Consider the following 20,585-nt stretch of genomic DNA (forward strand, 5'->3'; position numbering starts at 1 on the left):
TTTATTCAGTCCGTTCTACGACGCCTAGAATTCTAGCACCTGATAATTTCAAATTGGCAAGTGCACGTTCAATGCTCTTACGCGCCGTTTTATTCATTTTGACAACCATGGCCACTCCATCAACCTTACTAGCTAAAATCTGGGCGTCCGTGGCTTCATCAAGGGCGGGTGAATCAATAATCACCATGTCGTAGTTGTCCTCTGCCCAAGCCAACAGTTGACTCATCTTTTTCGATTCGAGCAGTTCGACTGGGTTGGGTGGCAATGGGCCACTCGTAATGACGGACAAATTATCAACAAAGGTCATCTTCAGGGCATCGTACTTCCCATTGACCTTCAAACCCGCAATGGAAGTCGTTAAACCACCATGGTTATCCAAGTAAAAAGTCTTATCCAAATTAGGATGTCGCAAATCCGCATCAATTAGCAAAACCTGTTTACCAGCTTTCGCCCAAGTTGCCGCCAAGTTTGCCGCAACGGTACTCTTGCCATCGCCAACTTCGGCCGAGGTCACCAAGATGGAATGGAACTTTGCCAAGGAAGAACCAACGAATTCGATGTTGGTTCGCAAGGAACGAAATTCCTCTGCCTGACGGCTAGCGGGGGCCAAAAAAGCAACTAAGGGACTAGCAACGCCCTGATAAGCCACCTGGCCATTATGTTGTGCTTTAAAGAATGACATGGATAATCCCCGCCTTTAATTTTCTATAAGCGTCTGACGCTGTTGCGCCTCTTCATTAAGCTTCTGCCCCACCGTTGGCAAGGCGCCGATGTAAGAAACCTCGCCTAGGTTTAACAGGCCTAAGTCGTCCGTTAGATAGGAAATTTCCTTCACTGAACGATCCGTTAGGAACTGGAGCAAGCCCCAAAGCATACCCACAAGCAAACCCAGCACCGCAGCAGCCAAGGTAATCATCTTCACGTTGGGTGAAACCGGTGATAAATGGCCATCGGCCTTGGAAAGAATCGAAACGTTCTTAATGTTCATCAAAGAATAAATTTTTTGCTTAAAGACCTGTGCCGTTTCGTTGGCCACATCCGCGGCCATCTGTGGATTTTTCGAGCGAGCATTCACCGAAAAAACCTGTGAGTTGTTGGTCGAATTCGTTGATAGCATGCCCGAAACCTGACTAGCCGTCATCCCAGGGTAGTGCCGTGGCAAATCATTCGACTTATCCGACAAATTCTTGGCAACGGCTTCTTGAATAATGGGACGGGCAATGATGTCCTTGTAGGTTGTAATCAATTGAATGGCCGCCTGTTGGTCATCTACTTGATTACTATCCTTTTCCTTGCCGTCCGCCTTGCGGTTAACCAAAATTGACACCGTCGCCTGATAAGTCGGTTGAATCGCAATTTTGGCATAAGAAAAACCAGCGATGCCGAATAAGGCGGCTAGGAAAAACATCTTTTTCCAATTCTTTTTTAGAAGCTCAAGCAATTGGCTTAAATCAAAAACGTTTTCCATAGCGCACAACTTTCCTTCCCACAGCAAGCTGGTTTTTCGTTAACCCTTGTAAATGTATTTCGCGTCCTCTTCCGGATCTTGAATGGTCAAGATCTTAGGACCGTCCTTGGTAATGGCCAGGGTATGCTCGTACTGGGCAGACCAGGAACCATCGGCCGTACGTACCGTCCAGCCATCTTCAGGGGTGTCATCCGTTGTGACCTCCCAGCCCCCGAGATTAATCATTGGTTCAATGGTAATAGTCATTCCTTCGCGCAAACGCAGACCGTGACCGGCTTTACCATAATGCGGCACTTGTGGTTCTTCGTGCATCGTTGGACCGATTCCGTGGCCAATGTACTGGCGCACATCACCATAGTGGTGTTGGTTTTCGGTGTAGTCCTGAATAACCGCTCCGATATCACCAATTCGGTTACCAATTACAGCCTGGTCAATCCCAAGATAAAGCGCCTTCTTGGTCACTTCCATCAACTTCTTAACTTCTGGTGAAACTTCACCGACAGCGTAAGTCCAAGCAGAGTCAGACAAAGCACCGTCCAAGCTAATGACCGTATCAACCTTCAAAAGATCGCCGTTCTTAAGCTTTAGGCCCTTACGAGGCAAACCGTGGGCCACTTCGTTGTTAATGGAGATAGTCGTAGCGTACTTAAAGCCTTCAAAACCGATTTGGACGGCAACCCCGCCATGACTTTCAATGTATTCGCGACAACGGGTTTCAATTTCCCAGGTGTCAATTCCGGGCTTAACCAAAGTACGCAACATGCGGTGCATACCAGCCATCAGTTCCCCGGACTTCTTCATCGCTTCAATTTCACGGGGTGACTTTAATGAAATCATATTTTTTGCCTCTTTTTGTGATAAATTTTCTTCACTTCGTATTATAACATTAATGGCTCAGAGCTTAAGGGCTAGGGCCTTAGCGTTAATAGATAGTAATATTTGTCATATTTATGCAACAAAAAAGCCACTCTCGAAAGAGTGACTTTTTAACTAGACGTTGTGCACGCCACGATTTATTAAATAAATCGTATCTTAGTGCTTACGCTTGTATGACAATGCACCGAATGATGCAGCAACAGCAGCAGCACCAAGAGCGATTACGCCGGCGTTGTTGTTGTTAGCAGCCTTAACACCAGTTGATGGCAAAGCTGAGTCCTTGTGAGCAGCAGGTGCGACAGGAGTGTCGTTTGCTGGCGTTACAGGAGTGTCATCTGCAGGAGTTGGCTTTGGAGTTGGAGTTGGGTTAACTGGCTTGTCAGCAGGGAAGTGAGCAGTGGTTACAGTAGTCTTTTCTGAACCAACGATCAACTTGTTCCATACAGGCAAGTTAGTTGCACCGGCACCTGACAAGTCAGCTGAGATAGGATCCATTTCGTAGTGCAATGCGTATTCCTTACCAGCTTCTGGGGTAAAGGTAATAGCGGCACCAGTAACACCAGCTTGAGTTCCTTCGATTACCAAAGGATTTGAAGCAGTTGCTGAGGCATCCTTAACTTCTGAGTTAGCGCCATCCTTGTCACCAGCGGCAGTAGTAATCCATACCTTCAAACGACCGTTTGCGTCTGATGAGCTAGTGTACATATCTGGGAAGTTGCTTGAACGATCTGCCATGATTGCCAAAGCAGTCTTTTGACCGTCAACGAAGTTTGATCCGTTGATGTTGATCGTGTGGATTCCAGAAGTGAAATCGTTAGCGTCGATAGCACCTTCTTGGGCGTTAACAACTGGGCTTACAGTAGTGTAAGTCTGGTCATGTGAACCATCTGCGTTAGTAGTCGTAGTGGTCGTAGTTTGTGAACCGTCAGCGTTCTTAACAGTTCCGTCTGGGCGCATTGAATCAGCGTTAGCTGCGTTCATTGCTACAGCAGGAGCCATTGCCAATGCAGCAGCTGCACCAGCGACAACCCAAGCCTTACCTGACTTGTACATCTTAGTGTTATTCATAATGATCTTTCCTCCATCTAGAAATGAATAAGTATGTGCAATCCTTTTCTGCTGTTCTAGGAACAACTCCGGCGTGCACTTATTCCGTGTGTAATCTCTTACAACACATTTATTATAACCCACAACCACGCGAAAAAACAAAGTATTTTTTTTAATTTGTGAGTATTTTGTAAAACAAATGAAATATTTCATCTGGCATAAATGACGCTTTTTGTTCATAATCGGACAGATATAGGCCATTTACGAGACATTAATGTCTTTTTTGCCTAAAAAACACCCTTCTGATATGTTTCATTTTGGTTACAAAAAGATTCGATTTTAACTATACCAATTCGCTTTTTTCTTCGAATAATTACTAAAATCGATTGACAAAAGCCCCCTACTTTTCCATAATTGACTTAACAAATAAAAGGAGATTCAAATTATGAAGAACTTTTTGCTAGGTGTTTCATTGGTAGCTAACGCCGGTTTGGCTTACTTGCTATTGAAGGACGAGGATGCTGTCAAGGACTTGCGCGAAAAGGCTGATGCAATCACTGATCAACTTTCTGGTAAGGCACAAGAAATTAAGGGCGACTGGTCCGGCGACAAGATGGACTCATTGAAGGGTAACTTCACTGAAGCTAAGGGTAAGGTCAAGGAAGGTCTTAACAAGTTTAAGAACCAAGCCGATGCCGCTGACGCTGAATAATAAGACGATTTAAAGAGCCGACGAAAGTCGGCTTTTTTTTGTTGTTCTCAAAATAAAAAAGACACCCGAAGGTGTCTTCCTAGAAAGATTTAATTAGTGTTGACGACGGCTCTTGTAAGCAGCACCCATTCCAAGTGCAGCCAAGATACCAAGTCCCGTAGCAGCTTCAGCAGCGTGCATATCAACACGGTTGCTTGCTTGTGCAGCAGTCTTTGGCAAAGCAACACCCTTAGCAGTGGCGTTACCGAAACCAAGACCAGCAAATGATGAAGCAGGCAAGCCCTTAGCAGCAGGTGCTACCTTGTCACCCTTAGCAGGCTTGTTTGCGGGAGTGTTAGAAGGTGTATTGTTACCACCCTTGTCGGCTGGGTTTACATCATTTCCCTTACCACCGTTATCATTTGGCTTTGGAGTTGGGGCTGGCGTGTCACCACCCTTAGCTGAAGGAATCTTAACATCGTGCAAGTACAAGTCAGCTTCTTCGTTTTGGAAGTATGAGACCTTCATGTCAATCTTGCTCTTCAACTGATCAACAGGCAAAGTGACTGACCAAGTGTTACCGTTCTTAGTTGCGGCAACACCGTTAAAGGTCCATGAATTCAACATGTTTGACAATGTACTTCCTGAACCCATTGATGAGCCATCACCGAAAGTAAATGACAAAGTTGCTGACTTGCCATCCTTGCTGTAGTCAATCTGAGCTGGGTGGTCAAGCATTTTGTTCATAACTGAAGGATCAGTAGTTGACCCCTTCTTCATCATGTCAAAAGCAACTTGAGTTTGAACGTCAGTATCCTTACCACCATTGTCACTTGGAGCTGGAGTAGGTGCTACTGGTGTGTTTGAAGTAACGCTGTTAATTTGAACGTTACCATCAACGTTAACTGAACCACCAATAGGGTTGGCGATGTTAACTTGGAATGGCAATGAGCCTTGCTTCAAATCAGCCTTAGGGATAGCTACAGAGAAGCCGGTGCTAGTCTTAGTAGCTGCGGCGCCGTCAAGGGTAGCACTTGAAATCAATTGTGATACCTGAGAAGCGCTATTTCCAGTCATATCAATTGACAAAGTTGCGTTATCACCTGAAACAACAGCAGTTGCAGGGTGAACAAAGTAACCGTTCAATTGATCATTTTGGGCTTGACTTGAACTATTAACAGTATAGTCAACGGAATAAGTTCCGTCAGCTAACTGACCAGCAGCAGGTGCTGTAGTCGTTGTTGCATCATCGGCAGATGCCACATTGTGCTGTGCTGAAACGCCAGCGGCACCAATTCCCATTGCAACAACTCCGGCAGTCATCCACATCTTACCGGCTTTAAACATTTTTACTCGCATAACTATCTCTTTCTTTGGTTAATTCTTATCGTCTTAGTGCTGACGACGGTACTTGTAAGCGGTGCTCAAACCGAGCAAGGCCAAAATACCGAACGTAGCAACAGCATTATCACTTACACGTGACATTGCCTTTGCACCAGTCTTTGGCAAAGCAGCACTTCCACCCTTAGCGGCTGGCGTTACGTCAGCTGCAGGAGTAGTTCCCCCATTGTTCGTTGGAACAACATTGCCACCGTTAGCAGGGGTAACATTACCGCCATTGTTTGTTGGCGTTACCTTACCACCGTTGTTAGATGGTGTGTTGCCACCATTACTTGGGGTTGGCTTTGGTGCTGGAGTTGGGTCAGGCTTTGGTGCAGGTGTAGGAGTGGGCTGTGGAGTTGGGGCTGGAGTAGGATTTGGCGTTGGCGTTGCAGGCAAAACAGACTTACCATTTTGATCAACGTCATTAATGTTGAAACCAGCCTTAGCGCTCTGAGTTTGACCCATAGCACTGAGGGTGACATCCAAGTCCAAAGTTCCCTTCTTCAAGTCACTCTTTGGCAAAGTTACCGTGAAGTTCGTACCACTCTTAGTGGCAGCGTGACCATCAATTGACATGTTCGTGATAAAGCCAGCGATTTGAGCGGCGTTTTCGCCAGTCAAACTTAGTGAAACTGTAGCGTTGTCACCCGAAACAACAGCGGTTGCTGGATGAGTAAACATATCGTTCAACTGTTCGTCTTGAGTTGAATCAGAACTTGTAACCGAGTAATCGATTTGATAAGTTCCGTCAGCCAAACCTGAAGCAGCTGGTGCAGTGACTACATCATCAGCAGAAGCCATGTTTTGGTTAGCAGCGATGCCAGCGGCACCGATACCCAATGCGACAACACTAGCGGTCATCCACATCTTACCAGCTTTAAACATCTTAACGTGCATATTGCGTTCCATAATTATATTCTCTCCCCTATAACTATCTATAACGCTACACATCTGGTAACTATTTAATTAGCTACTCAGATGAGTAGCAACTTCTCTCAATTACTTGAACAAATCCAAAACGGTTGCTGGAGCAGCTGCTTGTGCAGTTGCAGGAGCGGCTTGATTTGTTTCGTTAGTCTGACCTTCATAAACAACTGGTGAAGTTGTTTCTTCAGTCACACCATTGATGTACAAGTCAGCCTTTTCCGTCATGAAGTAAGATACTTGCATGTCAATCTTGTGGTTCATCGCCTCCTTAGGCAAAGTAACCGTCCAGTTAGCGCCGTCACGAGTAGCAGCAACACCATTAAAGGTCCATGACTTCAAAAGTGATGAAAGGAAGTCACCGGCAAAGCCGAAGCTTGATCCACCCATGTTGAAAGTCAAAGTAACGTTATCACCCTTAACAACAGCAGAAGCTGGGTTAGGAATGATCTTAGCCATTACAGATGGCTTATCAGTGTTGTACTTGTCCATGCTGAAGTTTACATTGTACTGACCATCAGCCAAAGTTGAATAATCAGCGGCAGGAGCTTGAGCCTGGGCTTGTACTGCTACTGGAGCAGCGTCATCAGCTGAGGCGACGGCTTGGCTACCCATAGCACCTGCACTAAGTCCTAGTGCAACGGCACCAGCAGCCAACCACATCTTACCTAAGTGAAGACGATTAATCTTTACGTTCTTTTCCAAAACAATTCCTCCAATCAAAAATTCATTGTCTTTTTGACTAAGGCCATTGTAGCACAAGACTAAATTATATTTAAAAAATCTTAATGTTTTGGTTATCTTTTATCATGCGATAACACAGGCATTTCCGACTTATTTAACAAAACTGGTCTATCTGTATTTATATATAAAATTAAAAAATACCGCGCCAGAATATCTGCCAATCACTGGCTTTTTTAGCGCTCTTTTGGCTTGCCAGTGGGAGACCATAATCATCAATTTTGCTACCAGATAGGAAATCGGTCTTTAACGCTGGTCGAAGGGAAAGTACCCTTTCGCCCGCCCGAACACTATCAACCTTAATCTGGTTAGGACGGTCAAAGCCCAACTGCCCCTTCGCCGACTTCTTCAACCAGTAGGTCCGCTTGTCAGCAACGGTTAGTTCCAAGTGACCCGCTTGGGTCTTAGGGGCACGAATTTTTTCTGCCTTCTTTAGCTTCTCACCGGAATTAAAGGTAACCGGTTTGCGCTGCTGCAAAACTTCCTCAACCGCATCAATCGTGTCCTGGTAACGCTCAATTTGGTCGGTGTAGCGCCCTGCTCCAGAAACAACTGTAATAAATTCATGTCCGTCACGATCCTTTAGTAAGCCGGTAAAGGCACCACCAGATTCAGGCGTAGAACCCGTCTTCAAACCTTCAAAACGCAACTTTTCTTTATTTTTCAGTTTAGGGACAACTTCCTGCTTGAACTTAGCGTATTCCGTTCGCTTAATCTTATTGACCCCGTCGACAGGATGGTACACCAAGCCGAGCTTTTCGTAGTAGTCTCGTAAATTCGGATCGAGTTCAAGATTCTTACGGGCCAAAATAGCCAGTTGCTCAACTGAGGCAGTATTTTCAGCTTTATCGCTAGCTGACTTTACCCGGTAAGGACCCATATCCTCGTTAACTTGTCCAGTGGCGTTGTACCATTTCGAACCATTGAGGTGTAATTCATGGGCCCAGAAATTCAAGGCTTCTTGTTCAGTCATCCCCTTAGGCTTAACGTAATCGGCCAAAGCCAAAGCGGCATCATTGGCCGAGGAAGTATACATGGCGCCAAAAAGTTCAGAAACTCGAATCTTCTGGCCGGAGTGGATATCGAGATGGGCGTAGCGGTCGTTGTCCTTGTTGGACCAGTCCGACTTCTTGTTAATTTCAATCTTGTCATCCCAGTGCAACTTACCGGCTTTAATCGCCTTTAAAACTGCATAGGAAGTTAACATCTTACTCTGAGAAGCAATGCCGACCTGGGAATGGCTGTCTTTTTGACCCAGAATTTGTCCAGTCTGCGCGTCGATGACAATGGCGTGTTTGGCTTTCACCGAAAGCTTGACAGGCTTAACCACCTGCGTCGGCGCAGTTTTTTGGTGGCCATTTTGTCGAATGAAAATAATAACAACCCAAATGATTAAAACAGACAAAAGAAGGGCGATGCCCGCTAAACGCCATCGCCGCTTCTTCAAGTAGCCGTCTTCTTGTACACGAAGACGACTCGCTCGACTCATTTCTTGTTCTTGCTTTGTTTGATCAAATTCCATGTCAAATCAATTAGTGCGTGCCAAAGAGGCGATCGCCCGCATCCCCCAAACCAGGTACAATGTATCCGTCTTCGTTCAAACCATCGTCAATTGAAGCCGTGTAAATATCAACATCCGGATGAGCTGCTTGAACAGCCTTAATCCCTTCTGGTGCCGACACTAAGGTAATTAACTTAATCGACTGAGCCCCATGCTTTTTCAAGGTATCAATGGCATCCTTTGCGGAACCACCAGTTGCCAACATTGGGTCCACCAAAAGTACATCACGCTTATCGATGTCTTCAGGCAACTTCAAAAAGTATTCGACGGGCTGCAAAGTTTCTTCATCGCGGTACATCCCAATGTGACCGACCTTGGCAGCCGGAATCAATTGCAAAATACCATCGACCATCCCTAAGCCAGCACGTAAAATAGGTACGACAGCCAGCTTCTTTCCGGCTAACTGCTTCTGAGTTGTCTTAGCAACCGGCGTCTGTACTTCAACGTCTTCGACCGGCAAATCGTGGCTAGCCTCAAAAGTCAGAAGCATAGCGATTTCGTCAACTAATTCACGAAAATCCTTCGTTCCAACGTCCTTATTACGAATAATTGTCAACTTATGCTGAATCAAGGGGTGCTTAACTTCAATGACTTGTCCCATCTGAAACCTTCCTAACCTTTGTACTTACTTGACTTGATTATACCAAAAAGCCTGCTAAACCGCAGGTTTTGAGACTGGAAGAAGGAATAAGTCGCAGAAATCTGGCATAGTTAGCCGATAATTTTGTTATAATGAATTGGTTCTGCGCTCATAGTTTAACGGGATAAAACGGGGACCTCCTAAGTCTTTGCTCCCAGTTCGAGTCTGGGTGAGCGCATATAGCATGTTGATATATCAGCGTTTATAAGCTATTTGTAGCATTTATGTTGTGAAAAAAGGATTCAACCTACAATTAGATTGAATCCTTTTTTACAACACATCAACAACTATTTTGAGCTGAGAATGTCTTTAATTTCCTGCAACACTACAAGTTCTTGATTAGGCTCATTTTCTTCTTTCTTAGGCTTAATTATAAACTTATTAAAGAACTTCACTAACAAGAACACAACAAAAGCGATAATCAAGAAGTTAACGAGTTCGTTAAGGAAGGCACCATAGGTAAAGACAAGATCCTTTGTTACGACTAACTTTAGATTAGCCAAACTTGAACTTCGTCCCGTAAATACACCGATTAAAGGGTTAATCAAATTAGTGGTTAACGACTTGACCAGGGATACAAGTGCACTACCAATAATCACTCCGACAGCCAAGTCAAATACATTTCCCCTGGAGATAAATGTTTTAAACTCATTTAAGAATTTTTTCATTGCTGTCCCTCTTAGTATCGAAATAAAATTCGAGCCTGATTACTTCTTACCTGTCACATCTTCAAACTTTTCCTTTGCCTTGTCGGCAAAGTTTTCAACAGCGTCCTTTACATCTCCAACAACGTCCTTGGCCTTGCCTTTGGCTTCCTTTGCCTTACCTTCGACTTGATCCTTCTTAGCATCCAAATTTTCTTGTGACATAATAAATATATCCTCCTTTTCTTAATATCATCATTATATACAGTTCCAAGGAAAAATATACAGAAATTTTAGCGTATATAACCAATTTAATAAAAATAAAGTGCACTACTTAATTAATAGCAAATAAAAAAGACTCTAACCGATTAAGTTAGAGCCTTTTGTTTATCTTAAATTATGGGTGGTTATAGAACTTGTCGGCATCAAACCATACTACGCCATTGCCATCAGTGAAATCAATTCCTACAGCGTTATCTTTAACGTCGTATTCATCAATGACACCGTTGTTGTATGACTGCTTGAAGCGAACCTTTGAACCAGCAACAATGTCATTAGTCTTAGCTTCATCATTATAAAGTACGTCTAATGGAATACCGTTATCGTCCCAGTTAAATGGTTCTGCTGTCAATTCATCAATTCGAGCCTGCACGATAACGTGGTGCGTTTCAACCGCTTGCACAGTTAACTGACCACCAAGTAAGAATTCTCCACCTAGGGCCTTGAACTTTTCAATAGCACCGTTTGGCTTTGGCTGTAACGGACGTGATGGCGTAATTTCACTTCCTCCACCCATATAACGGAAGATGTGCCATTCTGGGTTGCCATCTAGTCCGAGATACATGTCATAGTCCAACTCTACCACGGCCGTGTTAGGGGCACCTAGGTAGTAGAAACATGAACTGATTTCAGTATCGTTACCGGTCATAATGCCAGTGTGGCAAGCGCCTCCTGCTGCCTTTCCGTAATCAGTTCCCCAGATATAAATATCTCCGGCCTGTGCATCTACCGAACCATCAGCATTCTTTTGGACTTCCTTAAATCCTGCCGCTTCCAAATCCTGCTTCAAAGTTCCGGTGTAGTGGCTGCGTTCCAAATAGGACTGATCAATAGCTCCAGCAGCGTTCAAGATAAAGTAAACAAATCCAGAACAGTCAAAGTATTGTGTTCCGTTTGCTTCTAATCCATCACGCTTATCCCAGTCCATCGAATAAGTTACACCACCTACGAATGAACGTGCAGTATTGACTGCAACTTGTGCGTTATATGCCATCTTAGTTACTAACCTTTCCCGCTTCTGCGTTCATCTTGTCGTAAGTCGTTTGGATATATTGCTCCAAATCAGGCTCAGTAAAGTGTTGGCCAATGTTGTTAGCGTGCAATCGTTCTGCAAGCATCTTAACGGCCGCTGCCTTCTTGGCTGGTCCACTGGTTAACTGGCTATTCGCCACGGCAGTAATCGCCTGTTCGGCCATGTTACATGCAAATTGAACGTTCTTATTTCGGACGTTGGCCTTCAACAATCGGACTGTCGCTTTCAAAGGTTCTTTAAACAGGTAAACAACTGTCCAAATAATTCCAGCGAAATACAATAAGTTATCTAAATTAAAACTCATACTTGTTCTCCTTGTAATCTAACAATCTGGTCTTTAAGTTCACCAACCTGTTGGTTAAGATCATCAATGATTGTTTTTTGTTCACTGACCGTTTTAGAAAGCTGACCGTTTTCAACTGTCAACTTCGCTATTTCGGCCTTTAAGTTTCCTACTTCTTCACGAGATTCTTTTACATTCTCGTTTAGTTCTTTAACAATTTCTGAAAGCGTGTCATCACGCTTATTCTTATACGTGAAGCTGTCCCGTTTGAAAGTGAAGAAGTAACCGACTAGCGTTGTAAAAGCTGTAACACCAGCCAATACTATGGCTTCACTCAACTTCATCAATAACCCCCTTTAGCTTGTAGGCTGGCTCATCCATACCAACTAGAAAACTGAATACAAGCATGGCAAAGAAAATGAATGTCGAAAAACTAATCTTATGGCTTAAAATACCGTCCCAACCAAAACTTAGGGTTAGAACGGTAAACAAAGCAATGCTGATGATAATCAAAAATGACCTGATCTTATACCACCAGAAATCCCAAGCAGAATTAACAATCGTCACAACGCCGATTACGACGTAGGATAATCCAGGGCCAAAGTCATCGGTCCAATCCAACAAAGGTGGAAGGGGATGCTCTAGTGTCCTAAATTTCATGATAATCACGACACCGACAAAGAATTCAATCAATCCAATCAAGAACAAATCTTTATTTCTTAAAATATGACGTAACATTTAATTCTCCTTTCACGTTGGCATAGCATCAACAGTTACCCACATACCACCAAGACGATTTGATTTACCTGAACGGAAACCATAAGCAGAAACCAATACGTTTGTTCCAGCTTCTTTGTAGGCTGAAAATCCAGAAGAAGAGTCGTCATAAAACTCTAGTGCTGTATCTTGAGCAGCATTAAAACCGGTAATATCATCAAAATAAACACGGTTATATGTGCTATTTGTTGGGATAGCACCACTGATAGCAACAAACATTCCTTGGCGAACTAGTGCTATCTCCCCAATCTTGTTACTTTTACCACTGTCTCCGTAGACATTTACCTTCTTAGCTACAGTTAATGAACCTCTTTTTATTGCTGGTAAATCCAAGTTGATAGCATCAATTCCAGCCTTATTTTGCAAGATACGGTTATCATAAGCACCGGTCTTTGAGTCAATCATCATGCTTAACAATTTACCTTGACCTGTGACGTTATTTTGAACGTTCTGAATGCTCTGTTTAACTTCATCTAAATTACCGTTCGAAATGTCAATGTAATTAATGGAATTATCATCATACGTTGGATACGCTGCTGAAATTATACGGTGGCCAAAAGTTGCTGGGTTTGACAAAGGATAGATATTCAGTACTAGGGAATCATTAGAAAGGGATGCGTTAACCATGACATTGGTCATGTTTCCCCACTTAGTTGTCACTAATTTGGCGTTCTTGAACTCAATCCAAATGCTTTGATCTTGTTTCATTGGCGTCCAGTCCCAATGACTGAATGCGTCCGAAATTTTCATATCAGAAGTTGCCGTTAAGATAGGGTTCGTCGCACTACCACTTCTAATTATTTCTTCGAGTTGGTTCAATCCGGTACTGGTAACTGTATTAATTTTAGAAACACCGTCATTGGTTGCCTTGTCTACTGTTGCTTTAGCACCGGTAAGCGAGTTATTAGTTGCAGTAATTAGATCAGTCGCCTGCTTATTTAGCTTGTTTGACTTGTCGATATTGTCGTTAAGCTGTGATAATCGACTAGCACCGTCAGTCTTAATCTGGTCAATAACCCCATCGGCCACCGAAATGTAATCCTTGGCATTTTCAGCATTCAAATCAACCGCAGATAGTACTTTAACCTTGAATGAGGCCGTCGAACCGGTCTTATCTCCTTGAGAAATCTTGAAATAGGCGTTCTTAAAGTCGCCCATATCCATTCCCCATTGCTTGGGAAAAGTGTATTCAAAAACGCCACCGGGATTGTCGATGACGTTTACGTTCGTATCTACGATTTTGTGTTGACCAGCAGTCGTCCCCATGAAAGTAACCGTGTTACCAGTTAGATTGACTGGGTCCCCATTGGCCGTCAGTGTAACGTGCAGTGTTTCAAGGTTTCCATCGCCCTGCCGTAACGAAACTCGGGGGTTTTGAATTTCTGACTTGGTAATATCCAAGTTTAAATTAATGGTTTGACTCACGTTCCCTTCCTTCCTCGAAAGCATCTAGCAAGATGTCGTAAGCTTCTGCTTCATCGCCTGCTAGCTTTTCTTCGTATTCATTTAGTGCACCTTCAAGTTTTGAAAACTCTTGTTCCGTATCTTCCTCGAAGATGGAACGTTCCTGCTTAATTTCAGTTAGTTCCTTGTTCAACTTAGCCATTTCACGGCCGGCGTCTTTTGTTTGGACTTTCTGGACGATATTACCCTTCTCATCAACTTCAAAGTTGTTGTCAGTCACGATATTTGCCTCTTCTTCGGCCAATTCTTGAATACGTGCAACAATCTTTTTCAGCAATCGAGTACGATAGCGTGATACCTGCCCAGTTAACTTTGCATTCTTCAAAAACAAAGCGACGTTTTCAAGTTGATAATTCTTAATCTTAATCATTTAATTTTCACCCATCCTGTTGCTTGATTGTTGCTTACTGAAGTTGGTAGGTAGATAGACCACGTTTGAGCCATACCCTTAAGTGTCTGTGACAAATCAGCACCACCAACAATGATACGGTTGTTGAACGTCACATCGTCAAAAAAGTTAAATCCAGCATTAGCACCATTAACCTTAGTATCATATCGATACCAGGCCAACTTAATACGTGGATCAAAACCAGTGCCTACATAGTAACTCGTTAAGTCAGCCGTACTACTTGACGTAAAGGCCAAGAACTTTCCGTCTTGGGCCAAGTCCATTGACAGTCCACGATATGAATTGGCCTGACCTTTATGGTTCATCATCTTCAAGTAACCGATCGTTGTACCTTGATAGTCAAACTTTTGCCCATCTTGTTGCAACGTTGTTGTGGTCGTACCTGAGTCAAACATAAAACCGCCAGAATTCATGGATAACTTGTAATTACCATAATTCAGCAAAACACCAGACGTGTTAAACGTAGCCTTCATGTTAGCGGCTGTGACAGTCATACCATTGCCGTCAATCACAGTTGAACCGTACTTACCGTCCCAACCTGATTTAATAAACTGTGATACATCGCCAACCAGCGACTTAACGTTCATGTTAATCACGTTCGTTGTGGATGCGTCAATCTGGCCGCCTTTGATAAAGTTAGCTGATAGATGGCCTGACGTAATTTGATCAGCGCTAATATTCAAGGCCGCCAGATTCTTAACCATGAAGTTATTGAAATCTAGTGAACCACCAGAAATCGTGCTAGCGCTCGTCTCAAACTTTTGCCACTTAGAACCGGAGTAGTAATACATCGCTATTCCGTTTTCTTCGTTAGGGTCTACCTTGTACCAAATGTCATACTTCTGCGGTGTTTTTGGTTGTTCAGTTCCACGGTAAACCGTTCGATTTCCGTTCTGTTCGGCCGTGTTATCTGCCCATTGCTGGTCGGTCTTAGCACTTAGTATCCAAGCGTTTCCATCAAAGTAATACATCTCCGTCTTACCGTTTGGCAGTAGCTTGAACCATACATCGCCCTTCTTAGGGTTCTTAGGTTCTTCTGAACCGTATGACGTTGAACCTGAACCATCAGAACCACCGTGACTAATGTTCCAAACACCTTGTTCAGCAACAGCGTTAACTGTTGAGGCAAGGTTGTTAATGCTTGACGACAATCCATTCTTACTTAGGTCTGAACCAAGTTGAGTGGTCGTATTCGCTTCGTTGATTAGGTCATAATTAACCTCAAACACACGGGTCTTGTAACTCAATCCACGGTCGTTATGCATGATGAGGACTGTATCGCCCAAATCCAGTCCAGAAGTTTCAGCAATCGTTGCTGAATACTGAATAGCTGGGTGGTTAACTTCCATCAACTCGTTGTACGCCGTTTTAATCAGCGTATCGACGTTATCGATGCTGTCGTATGTCTTTACAAGCAAACGAGGTTTTCCGTCGATATGGCCGTATTCTGACGTTGCTGATGGGTCATTAAGTACCAAGTCACCCTTTGGTTTATTCAGGGGATTTCCCTTGGCCGTTGACCAGTCAATATCTTCAATCGTGATACGACGCCCGTACCCATCAGGGGTCTGTGTACCATCGTCCTTGGTTTCGCCTTCTGATACCTGTTCGCCCTTACCTCGTGGCAAGATGGCCGTGTAAATATTGGAATTATCGCCTGTACGTTCAACCGTCAGTAGGTTAGAACCGTGAACAAACACCTTGGACGTATCTTCTCCCTGACGCACGACATAGTCCATATAACGACCGGTAATCTGATTGCCTTGTATCGTCACATAAAAAACAACCTCGCCGCCTAGTCCCTTAATAACGGTACTAATGGCGTCAAGATTGTTGATGAAGTAAAAATTAGTTTGTAAAGTTCCAGAAATGTTACAAGTACCCAAATGCCAAGGAGTATCCCCAAGAGCAACATTCATTAAGTCTTCGGGGCCCGCATTCGTAAATCGGCGGTCTTTGATATAGCTGTATGATGACAATTCTTGATAAGCCAACTCATAGGCCGTGTATTCGGTCTTATCGGTTGTATCTTTAATCGTCATCAAGCGTAACAAGACAAACTGACCAGACTTCAATGGGTGCGGTACACCCACATAACGAACTTCGTTACCAAATGAATTACCAGCAGGCAAAGAAAAGTCCATCGTAATCGCTTCGTTAATCTTAGCGGTTAGATGGGCTTCGATGAAATCCTGCTTATTGCGCATGCCAATAATGTTCTGTTTTTTATCAAATAGGTAAATCATAGTAATTTAACCCTGTATTTAACATTTAACCCTTTAGCACCCGATACACGTACTTGATCGCCAAGCTTAATGCGAGCTTCAAAGATATTCGTTTTCGTAATATCAATGTAATTCAAGATACTAGTTCCATTCTGGTTAATCTGTCGATTATTGATGTCAACCACGATAGTTGAGTTAGCCGGGATTGAACCATTAAGGACTAATGACCAATCGTTACCAATCGTTAACTTAAGTGTGTTAACTGACGATGTCCCGTTCTTAATCGTGATAGTATCAACATTTTGCGGATACAAAATTTGTGGGTCATTGATATACGCTACGTTCGTACCACTAACTTCCTTAACTTGGCCATATCGGTATGGGTCACTCATTGTAATTTCTATGTTACCCTCTACTCCGATTGAACCAGGCTCAGTGTTGGTTAGTTTAGTAACAGTACCAGTACGGGTAAATTCTTGCTCGTCGTCAAAGTAAAAGGTCTTTTCATCGCCTTGTAACAGTGACTTCAACCGTGTAAAGGCCAAGTTGAACTTATCAGTATCATCAGCAATCAAGAAGAACTTGACTGTAATAACATTTTTATCCAGCGATGAATTTAAGAAGAAATCGCCATCGCCAAAGGTGTCGGCCACGTTCAACTTACGAGTGTAATTATCACGTCCATCAACGTTTAGCGTGGTAAATTCTTCAATTTCATCATCTAGGTTATATCCGTTAAAAGTTAGTGACTCGATTGGGCGTTCTTTAGGAGGCGAACTGTGTTTTTCAATATCTCGAAACTCGTATGTCATGATACCTCCTTAATAAACCTGAATAGCGTTGTTACGACGCAAGTCGATGTTGTTACCTTGCTGAGTTGAAATGTCGTTAACAAACCCTTGGTAAGTGTTGTTACCCATTTGCATATTGATATAGGCCGGTTGTACCCGGTCTTCCATCTTCATCTTGACGGTCCCGTCGTCACTTAAACTAACTCCATTGGTTAGTTCTGGACTAATACCAAGGTTAAACTTTTGTCCATCGACAATTTTTCCTGCAGCATTGATTGCTCCTTGAGCCATGTCGCTAATAGAATTAGTTGCCTTGCTAGCATTATCATCAACACCACCTATGAAACCAGCAACGGTAAACATACCAATTTCTTTGAAACGACGAGATGGTGAATGAATTCCAAGGACAGACTTGGCAGCATCAAACGCTGCTTTGGCCATATTAGCAGCAATCCTTGCCGCATCATTGATTTTGTCTCTGATTCCTTCTATAAATCCGTCAACTAAGTGTCTACCAACAGAATTCAAACTGATTGAACCGGCACCATCTTTAGCATTATTACCGGCACCTTTACCAGCCCTATTCGAATTATTAAATCCGTCTGTTATACCTTTAATGAATTTGTCAATTAATTCTCCACCAGAGCGAAGTACTTCACCCAATGTATATCCGACACCGTAAACAAATTTCATGACAGCGTCTTGAGCCTTATCAGCAATATTCGGGATAGCTTGAACAAGGCCATCAATAAATTTGAAGATAAGGTTAATAGCAGCATCAATGATTGGTTGAAGATTGTCAGCTATTGAATTCACAAAAGTAACAATAAGGTTAACTGCTGATGGTATGATTTTCGGGATTGAGTCAGCAACAGCGTTCATAAAAGCAATCATCAAATTAGTTGCTGAAATCACAATTTTAGGAATGTTTTTAGCCAAAGCGTTCAAAAATCCAATAAGTATTTGAGCAAACTTGGTAACGATTTGTGGTGTATAGGTTACAAGTTGATTTAAAAAATCAAGCAACATTTGTAGCAGCGCTTGAGAAATCAAAGGTGCTTGTGTTGCAATCGTTGTTACAAAACTAGTAATCATCATGGCAAATCCTTGGCCAATAGCTGTCATGATTGGAACGGCATTTTGTGCAGCTTGATTTGAATTATTTAATGCAATAATCAAATTAGCAAACGCCTGTACAGCAGCCGCAACTCCAAATGCTAATGCAGACATTCCTGCTGTTGCTAAAGCAATACCGGCACCAACTTCTAGTGCTGCAGTTCCCAAAGCCAAAAATCCAGCAGAACCTGCTGTAAGAGCTGGCCCAAGCAATGCTAGGACTCCAAGAATAACGCTAATTGCAACCGTAACTGCAGTTAATGTTCTAATTCCTTGCTTGCCCTGCTTTGAAAGTTCCGTGATAGCAAGAACTAGCGCAGCCATTGATCCAATAATCAAGGCAATTCCTGCTCCAATCTCTAAAATAGCTAAACCTAGTTCAGCCATACTTTTACCAGATCCCTTTGCTGCAGTTCCAGTAGCCTTAGTACCTGCTGCAGCTTCTGCAGAAGTTCCTGCAACGGCAGTATTACCGGTTGATACACCTAAAAGTTTTAGAACTAACTGACCAAATCCCTTAGCTGTATTAGCAACAATCTTAACGGTTGAACCAAGAACGCCAGTAATCTTTGACATGTTCGTGATGAACGTACCAGCCATTGTTACGGCTGGCCCAATAGCCGTTGACAGTCCGACAAAATTACGAATTCCATCAGCAAATGGACTCTTGCTGGTCGTTGCCCAACGAACAGTATTATTAGCCATATCAAGCATAGCCCCTGATACACTTGATTTAGACTCCATGGCTGCATTAGTAAATGAACCCCAGTTATCACTCAAACGCTTTAACTTAGAACCGATGTTCTGTTGCATTTCGGCCGCTTGACTTTCCAAGAAAGCAGTAGCTTGTGAACCAGAACTGGTGGTTTTTTGTAGTTCCTTAGAAAATGCATCCCAAGAAGTAGTTGTGCTTCCGGTCTTGTCCTGAATACTTTCTAGCAATGGAAGCATGGCACCCATACCAGAAGTACCGAACATATTTTTAAGGGCCGCAGCTCGCTCCGAAGATGACATGTCCTTTGTCTTGTCACTGATTTCTTGAAGAATCTGTGGGAATGGCTTCATATTACCTTGCGCATCATTAAAACTAAGGCCAAGGGCTTGCATTTCCTTTGAAGCAATCTTAGAAGGTGCTTGCATCTGGATAATAGCGTGGTTCAAGTCTTGAGAGGCCTGTGCCGCACTAAATCCCTTGTTGGTCAACAAACCAATGGCCGTCGAGGTATCTTGCATCGAGATACCTGCATTAGAAGCAGTACCACCAATCGTGGCCAATGCTTGCTGCATATCTTCAATAGAGGCGTTAGACAGGTTAGCCGTTTGGGTCAAATCAGCAGCAGCCTGCGCAGGAGTACCAATCGACTTACCCCAAATGTTCATCGCTTGCTGTACAACGTTGGCCGTAGTCTGTAAATCAGCACCAGCGGCCGTGGCAGCACGAGCAACGGCAGGAAATTCCGCTTTGATTTGGTCCAATGAAGCACCATCTCGTGCCATGGAAAGCATGGCATCAGCAGCTTCCTTAGATGAAACCGGCAACTCGTTACCCATTTCTTCGGCAACTTTAGTTAACCCCTTAATATCCTTAGCGGTACCACCGGCAACAACAGCCGCTTGGTTCATCGTTGATGAAAACGAACCGTATGACTTAAGCGCTGAAACACCTAGAACTGAAACGGCGGCCTCGGCAATTTGCATGCCTGTTCCGATTGATTGAATCTTATTTTGAACTGAACTAGCCACGTTTGAAGTTGAACTGCTAAAATTTTTCATGCCATTAATGGCTTTCTGAGTTCCTGAATCAAATCCTGATGTATCAGCACTAAATACTGTCTTTATTTCGTATTGTTCACTCATGATTTACCCTCCTTTCCAATTTGTCTAATAGATCGAGATTGTATTCTTTCTCGATTTTTTGTTTTTTTTGTAGTTTCATCAGCTTGCGTTGTTCGTCGAAATCAACAACAGCATTAGGGTTATAACGCTCCTTAAGGCGGTTGTAGTTGCTTTCAAACTCTTTTCCATAGAAACTATCGAAGTCTTTAAAAATAGGTTTACCGGACTTGTCAGTGCCTTGAATCAAAGCATTAGCGAACGCCTGCATGTGGATATCTTTTTGATGGTCCAACTCTGAAAGTTGATAGGCTTCCATGCGCAAGTTGTACTCATCAATCGTCATATCTTCGAGTTGAGAAACACTGGATAAACCAAAATAGCGCAACCCGTTTACCAA

The 20,585-nt window shown here is 43.2% G+C and carries 22 protein-coding genes and 1 tRNA gene; 2 read left to right on the forward strand and 21 right to left on the reverse strand.

Annotated elements, in window-relative coordinates; translation table 11 throughout:
• Position 1 precedes the first annotated feature (1 nt).
• The 4 genes from ABSY64_RS03265 to ABSY64_RS03280 form a co-directional block, all read right to left on the reverse strand.
• On the reverse strand, positions 2-682 hold the full coding sequence (locus ABSY64_RS03265; protein ID WP_349641636.1) for a CpsD/CapB family tyrosine-protein kinase: 681 nt from the start codon (positions 680-682) through the stop codon (positions 2-4).
• A 15-nt stretch (positions 683-697) separates the two neighbouring features.
• Positions 698-1,468 (reverse strand): YveK family protein, encoded by a 771-nt coding sequence (locus tag ABSY64_RS03270; protein WP_349641637.1) that lies wholly within the window; start codon positions 1,466-1,468, stop codon positions 698-700.
• 39 nt (positions 1,469-1,507) lie between these two features.
• Entirely contained in the window at positions 1,508-2,305 is a 798-nt protein-coding gene (gene map, locus ABSY64_RS03275; RefSeq protein WP_349641638.1) for a type I methionyl aminopeptidase, read from the reverse strand.
• Between the two features lie 195 nt (positions 2,306-2,500).
• Positions 2,501-3,412 (reverse strand): KxYKxGKxW signal peptide domain-containing protein, encoded by a 912-nt coding sequence (locus tag ABSY64_RS03280; RefSeq protein WP_349641639.1) that lies wholly within the window; start codon positions 3,410-3,412, stop codon positions 2,501-2,503.
• A 424-nt stretch (positions 3,413-3,836) separates the two neighbouring features.
• Here ABSY64_RS03280 and ABSY64_RS03285 point away from each other — a divergent pair, with 424 nt between their 5' ends.
• A complete protein-coding gene (locus tag ABSY64_RS03285) occupies positions 3,837-4,103 on the forward strand; it encodes a CsbD family protein (protein ID WP_349641640.1) in 267 nt (88 codons plus the stop codon).
• Between the two features lie 93 nt (positions 4,104-4,196).
• Here the strand turns inward: ABSY64_RS03285 and ABSY64_RS03290 are convergent, their stop codons facing one another.
• The 5 genes from ABSY64_RS03290 to upp all read right to left on the reverse strand — a co-directional run bounded on the left by ABSY64_RS03290 (position 4,197) and on the right by upp (position 9,292).
• The gene (locus tag ABSY64_RS03290) at positions 4,197-5,441 is read right to left on the reverse strand and encodes an NEAT domain-containing protein (RefSeq protein WP_349641641.1); all 1,245 of its coding nucleotides are present in this window, start codon (positions 5,439-5,441) and stop codon (positions 4,197-4,199) included.
• 33 nt (positions 5,442-5,474) lie between these two features.
• Entirely contained in the window at positions 5,475-6,374 is a 900-nt protein-coding gene (locus tag ABSY64_RS03295; RefSeq protein ID WP_349641642.1) for a KxYKxGKxW signal peptide domain-containing protein, read from the reverse strand.
• Positions 6,375-6,464: 90 nt separating this feature from the next.
• Positions 6,465-7,094: an NEAT domain-containing protein gene (locus ABSY64_RS03300; RefSeq protein WP_349641643.1), complete on the reverse strand. Its 630-nt coding sequence runs from the start codon at positions 7,092-7,094 to the stop codon at positions 6,465-6,467.
• 169 nt (positions 7,095-7,263) lie between these two features.
• Complete coding sequence (locus ABSY64_RS03305; RefSeq protein WP_349641644.1) at positions 7,264-8,652, reverse strand: D-alanyl-D-alanine carboxypeptidase family protein; 1,389 nt, start codon at positions 8,650-8,652, stop codon at positions 7,264-7,266.
• Positions 8,653-8,662: 10 nt separating this feature from the next.
• Entirely contained in the window at positions 8,663-9,292 is a 630-nt protein-coding gene (upp, locus tag ABSY64_RS03310; RefSeq protein WP_349641645.1) for a uracil phosphoribosyltransferase, read from the reverse strand.
• A 144-nt stretch (positions 9,293-9,436) separates the two neighbouring features.
• Between upp and ABSY64_RS03315 the strand changes: the two genes are divergently transcribed.
• Positions 9,437-9,509, forward strand: a tRNA-Arg gene (locus ABSY64_RS03315).
• Between the two features lie 109 nt (positions 9,510-9,618).
• Here ABSY64_RS03315 and mscL read toward each other — a convergent pair.
• The 12 genes from mscL to ABSY64_RS03375 all read right to left on the reverse strand — a co-directional run bounded on the left by mscL (position 9,619) and on the right by ABSY64_RS03375 (position 20,531).
• Entirely contained in the window at positions 9,619-9,999 is a 381-nt protein-coding gene (gene mscL, locus ABSY64_RS03320) for a large conductance mechanosensitive channel protein MscL (protein ID WP_349641646.1), read from the reverse strand.
• Positions 10,000-10,038: 39 nt separating this feature from the next.
• Entirely contained in the window at positions 10,039-10,200 is a 162-nt protein-coding gene (locus tag ABSY64_RS03325) for a hypothetical protein (protein ID WP_349641647.1), read from the reverse strand.
• Positions 10,201-10,372: 172 nt separating this feature from the next.
• On the reverse strand, positions 10,373-11,248 hold the full coding sequence (locus tag ABSY64_RS03330; RefSeq protein WP_349641648.1) for a peptidoglycan amidohydrolase family protein: 876 nt from the start codon (positions 11,246-11,248) through the stop codon (positions 10,373-10,375).
• Between the two features lies 1 nt (position 11,249).
• Positions 11,250-11,591, reverse strand: a complete 342-nt coding sequence (locus ABSY64_RS03335) for a phage holin, LLH family (RefSeq protein ID WP_349641649.1) — start codon at positions 11,589-11,591, stop codon at positions 11,250-11,252.
• Positions 11,588-11,914: a hypothetical protein gene (locus ABSY64_RS03340; protein ID WP_349641650.1), complete on the reverse strand. Its 327-nt coding sequence runs from the start codon at positions 11,912-11,914 to the stop codon at positions 11,588-11,590. Before ABSY64_RS03340 ends, ABSY64_RS03335 begins: the two co-directional genes overlap by 4 nt.
• On the reverse strand, positions 11,901-12,308 hold the full coding sequence (locus tag ABSY64_RS03345) for a hypothetical protein (protein WP_349641651.1): 408 nt from the start codon (positions 12,306-12,308) through the stop codon (positions 11,901-11,903). The genes ABSY64_RS03340 and ABSY64_RS03345 overlap by 14 nt, the downstream gene beginning before the upstream one ends.
• A gap of 12 nt (positions 12,309-12,320) precedes the next feature.
• On the reverse strand, positions 12,321-13,772 hold the full coding sequence (locus ABSY64_RS03350; RefSeq protein WP_349641652.1) for a BppU family phage baseplate upper protein: 1,452 nt from the start codon (positions 13,770-13,772) through the stop codon (positions 12,321-12,323).
• Positions 13,756-14,181, reverse strand: a complete 426-nt coding sequence (locus ABSY64_RS03355) for a DUF1617 family protein (protein ID WP_349641653.1) — start codon at positions 14,179-14,181, stop codon at positions 13,756-13,758. The genes ABSY64_RS03350 and ABSY64_RS03355 overlap by 17 nt, the downstream gene beginning before the upstream one ends.
• Positions 14,178-16,427 (reverse strand): phage tail spike protein, encoded by a 2,250-nt coding sequence (locus tag ABSY64_RS03360; protein WP_349641654.1) that lies wholly within the window; start codon positions 16,425-16,427, stop codon positions 14,178-14,180. The genes ABSY64_RS03355 and ABSY64_RS03360 overlap by 4 nt, the downstream gene beginning before the upstream one ends.
• A 35-nt stretch (positions 16,428-16,462) precedes the next feature.
• On the reverse strand, positions 16,463-17,257 hold the full coding sequence (locus tag ABSY64_RS03365) for a distal tail protein Dit (protein ID WP_349641655.1): 795 nt from the start codon (positions 17,255-17,257) through the stop codon (positions 16,463-16,465).
• Positions 17,258-17,266: 9 nt separating this feature from the next.
• The gene (locus tag ABSY64_RS03370) at positions 17,267-20,209 is read right to left on the reverse strand and encodes a phage tail tape measure protein (RefSeq protein WP_349641656.1); all 2,943 of its coding nucleotides are present in this window, start codon (positions 20,207-20,209) and stop codon (positions 17,267-17,269) included.
• Positions 20,202-20,531, reverse strand: coding sequence for a hypothetical protein (locus tag ABSY64_RS03375; protein ID WP_349641657.1), 330 nt, complete (start codon positions 20,529-20,531; stop codon positions 20,202-20,204). Before ABSY64_RS03375 ends, ABSY64_RS03370 begins: the two co-directional genes overlap by 8 nt.
• Between the last annotated feature and the right edge of the window lie 54 nt (positions 20,532-20,585).

The sequence above is a fragment of the Eupransor demetentiae genome, assembly GCF_963930865.1.
GTDB lineage: Bacteria > Bacillota > Bacilli > Lactobacillales > Lactobacillaceae > Eupransor > Eupransor demetentiae.

What these genes read in the sequence shown, in the direction of transcription:
- ABSY64_RS03265 (WP_349641636.1), bottom strand. Translation starts at nt 682, where the DNA reads ATGTCATTCTTTAAAGCACAACATAATGGCCAGGTGGCTTATCAGGGC.
- ABSY64_RS03270 (WP_349641637.1), bottom strand. Translation starts at nt 1,468, where the DNA reads ATGGAAAACGTTTTTGATTTAAGCCAATTGCTTGAGCTTCTAAAAAAG.
- map (WP_349641638.1), bottom strand. Translation starts at nt 2,305, where the DNA reads ATGATTTCATTAAAGTCACCCCGTGAAATTGAAGCGATGAAGAAGTCC.
- ABSY64_RS03280 (WP_349641639.1), bottom strand. Translation starts at nt 3,412, where the DNA reads ATGAATAACACTAAGATGTACAAGTCAGGTAAGGCTTGGGTTGTCGCT.
- ABSY64_RS03285 (WP_349641640.1), top strand. Translation starts at nt 3,837, where the DNA reads ATGAAGAACTTTTTGCTAGGTGTTTCATTGGTAGCTAACGCCGGTTTG.
- ABSY64_RS03290 (WP_349641641.1), bottom strand. Translation starts at nt 5,441, where the DNA reads ATGCGAGTAAAAATGTTTAAAGCCGGTAAGATGTGGATGACTGCCGGA.
- ABSY64_RS03295 (WP_349641642.1), bottom strand. Translation starts at nt 6,374, where the DNA reads ATGGAACGCAATATGCACGTTAAGATGTTTAAAGCTGGTAAGATGTGG.
- ABSY64_RS03305 (WP_349641644.1), bottom strand. Translation starts at nt 8,652, where the DNA reads ATGGAATTTGATCAAACAAAGCAAGAACAAGAAATGAGTCGAGCGAGT.
- upp (WP_349641645.1), bottom strand. Translation starts at nt 9,292, where the DNA reads ATGGGACAAGTCATTGAAGTTAAGCACCCCTTGATTCAGCATAAGTTG.
- mscL (WP_349641646.1), bottom strand. Translation starts at nt 9,999, where the DNA reads ATGAAAAAATTCTTAAATGAGTTTAAAACATTTATCTCCAGGGGAAAT.
- ABSY64_RS03325 (WP_349641647.1), bottom strand. Translation starts at nt 10,200, where the DNA reads ATGTCACAAGAAAATTTGGATGCTAAGAAGGATCAAGTCGAAGGTAAG.
- ABSY64_RS03330 (WP_349641648.1), bottom strand. Translation starts at nt 11,248, where the DNA reads ATGGCATATAACGCACAAGTTGCAGTCAATACTGCACGTTCATTCGTA.
- ABSY64_RS03335 (WP_349641649.1), bottom strand. Translation starts at nt 11,591, where the DNA reads ATGAGTTTTAATTTAGATAACTTATTGTATTTCGCTGGAATTATTTGG.
- ABSY64_RS03340 (WP_349641650.1), bottom strand. Translation starts at nt 11,914, where the DNA reads ATGAAGTTGAGTGAAGCCATAGTATTGGCTGGTGTTACAGCTTTTACA.
- ABSY64_RS03345 (WP_349641651.1), bottom strand. Translation starts at nt 12,308, where the DNA reads ATGTTACGTCATATTTTAAGAAATAAAGATTTGTTCTTGATTGGATTG.
- ABSY64_RS03355 (WP_349641653.1), bottom strand. Translation starts at nt 14,181, where the DNA reads ATGATTAAGATTAAGAATTATCAACTTGAAAACGTCGCTTTGTTTTTG.
- ABSY64_RS03360 (WP_349641654.1), bottom strand. Translation starts at nt 16,427, where the DNA reads ATGCGCAATAAGCAGGATTTCATCGAAGCCCATCTAACCGCTAAGATT.
- ABSY64_RS03365 (WP_349641655.1), bottom strand. Translation starts at nt 17,257, where the DNA reads ATGACATACGAGTTTCGAGATATTGAAAAACACAGTTCGCCTCCTAAA.
- ABSY64_RS03370 (WP_349641656.1), bottom strand. Translation starts at nt 20,209, where the DNA reads ATGAGTGAACAATACGAAATAAAGACAGTATTTAGTGCTGATACATCA.
- ABSY64_RS03375 (WP_349641657.1), bottom strand. Translation starts at nt 20,531, where the DNA reads ATGACGATTGATGAGTACAACTTGCGCATGGAAGCCTATCAACTTTCA.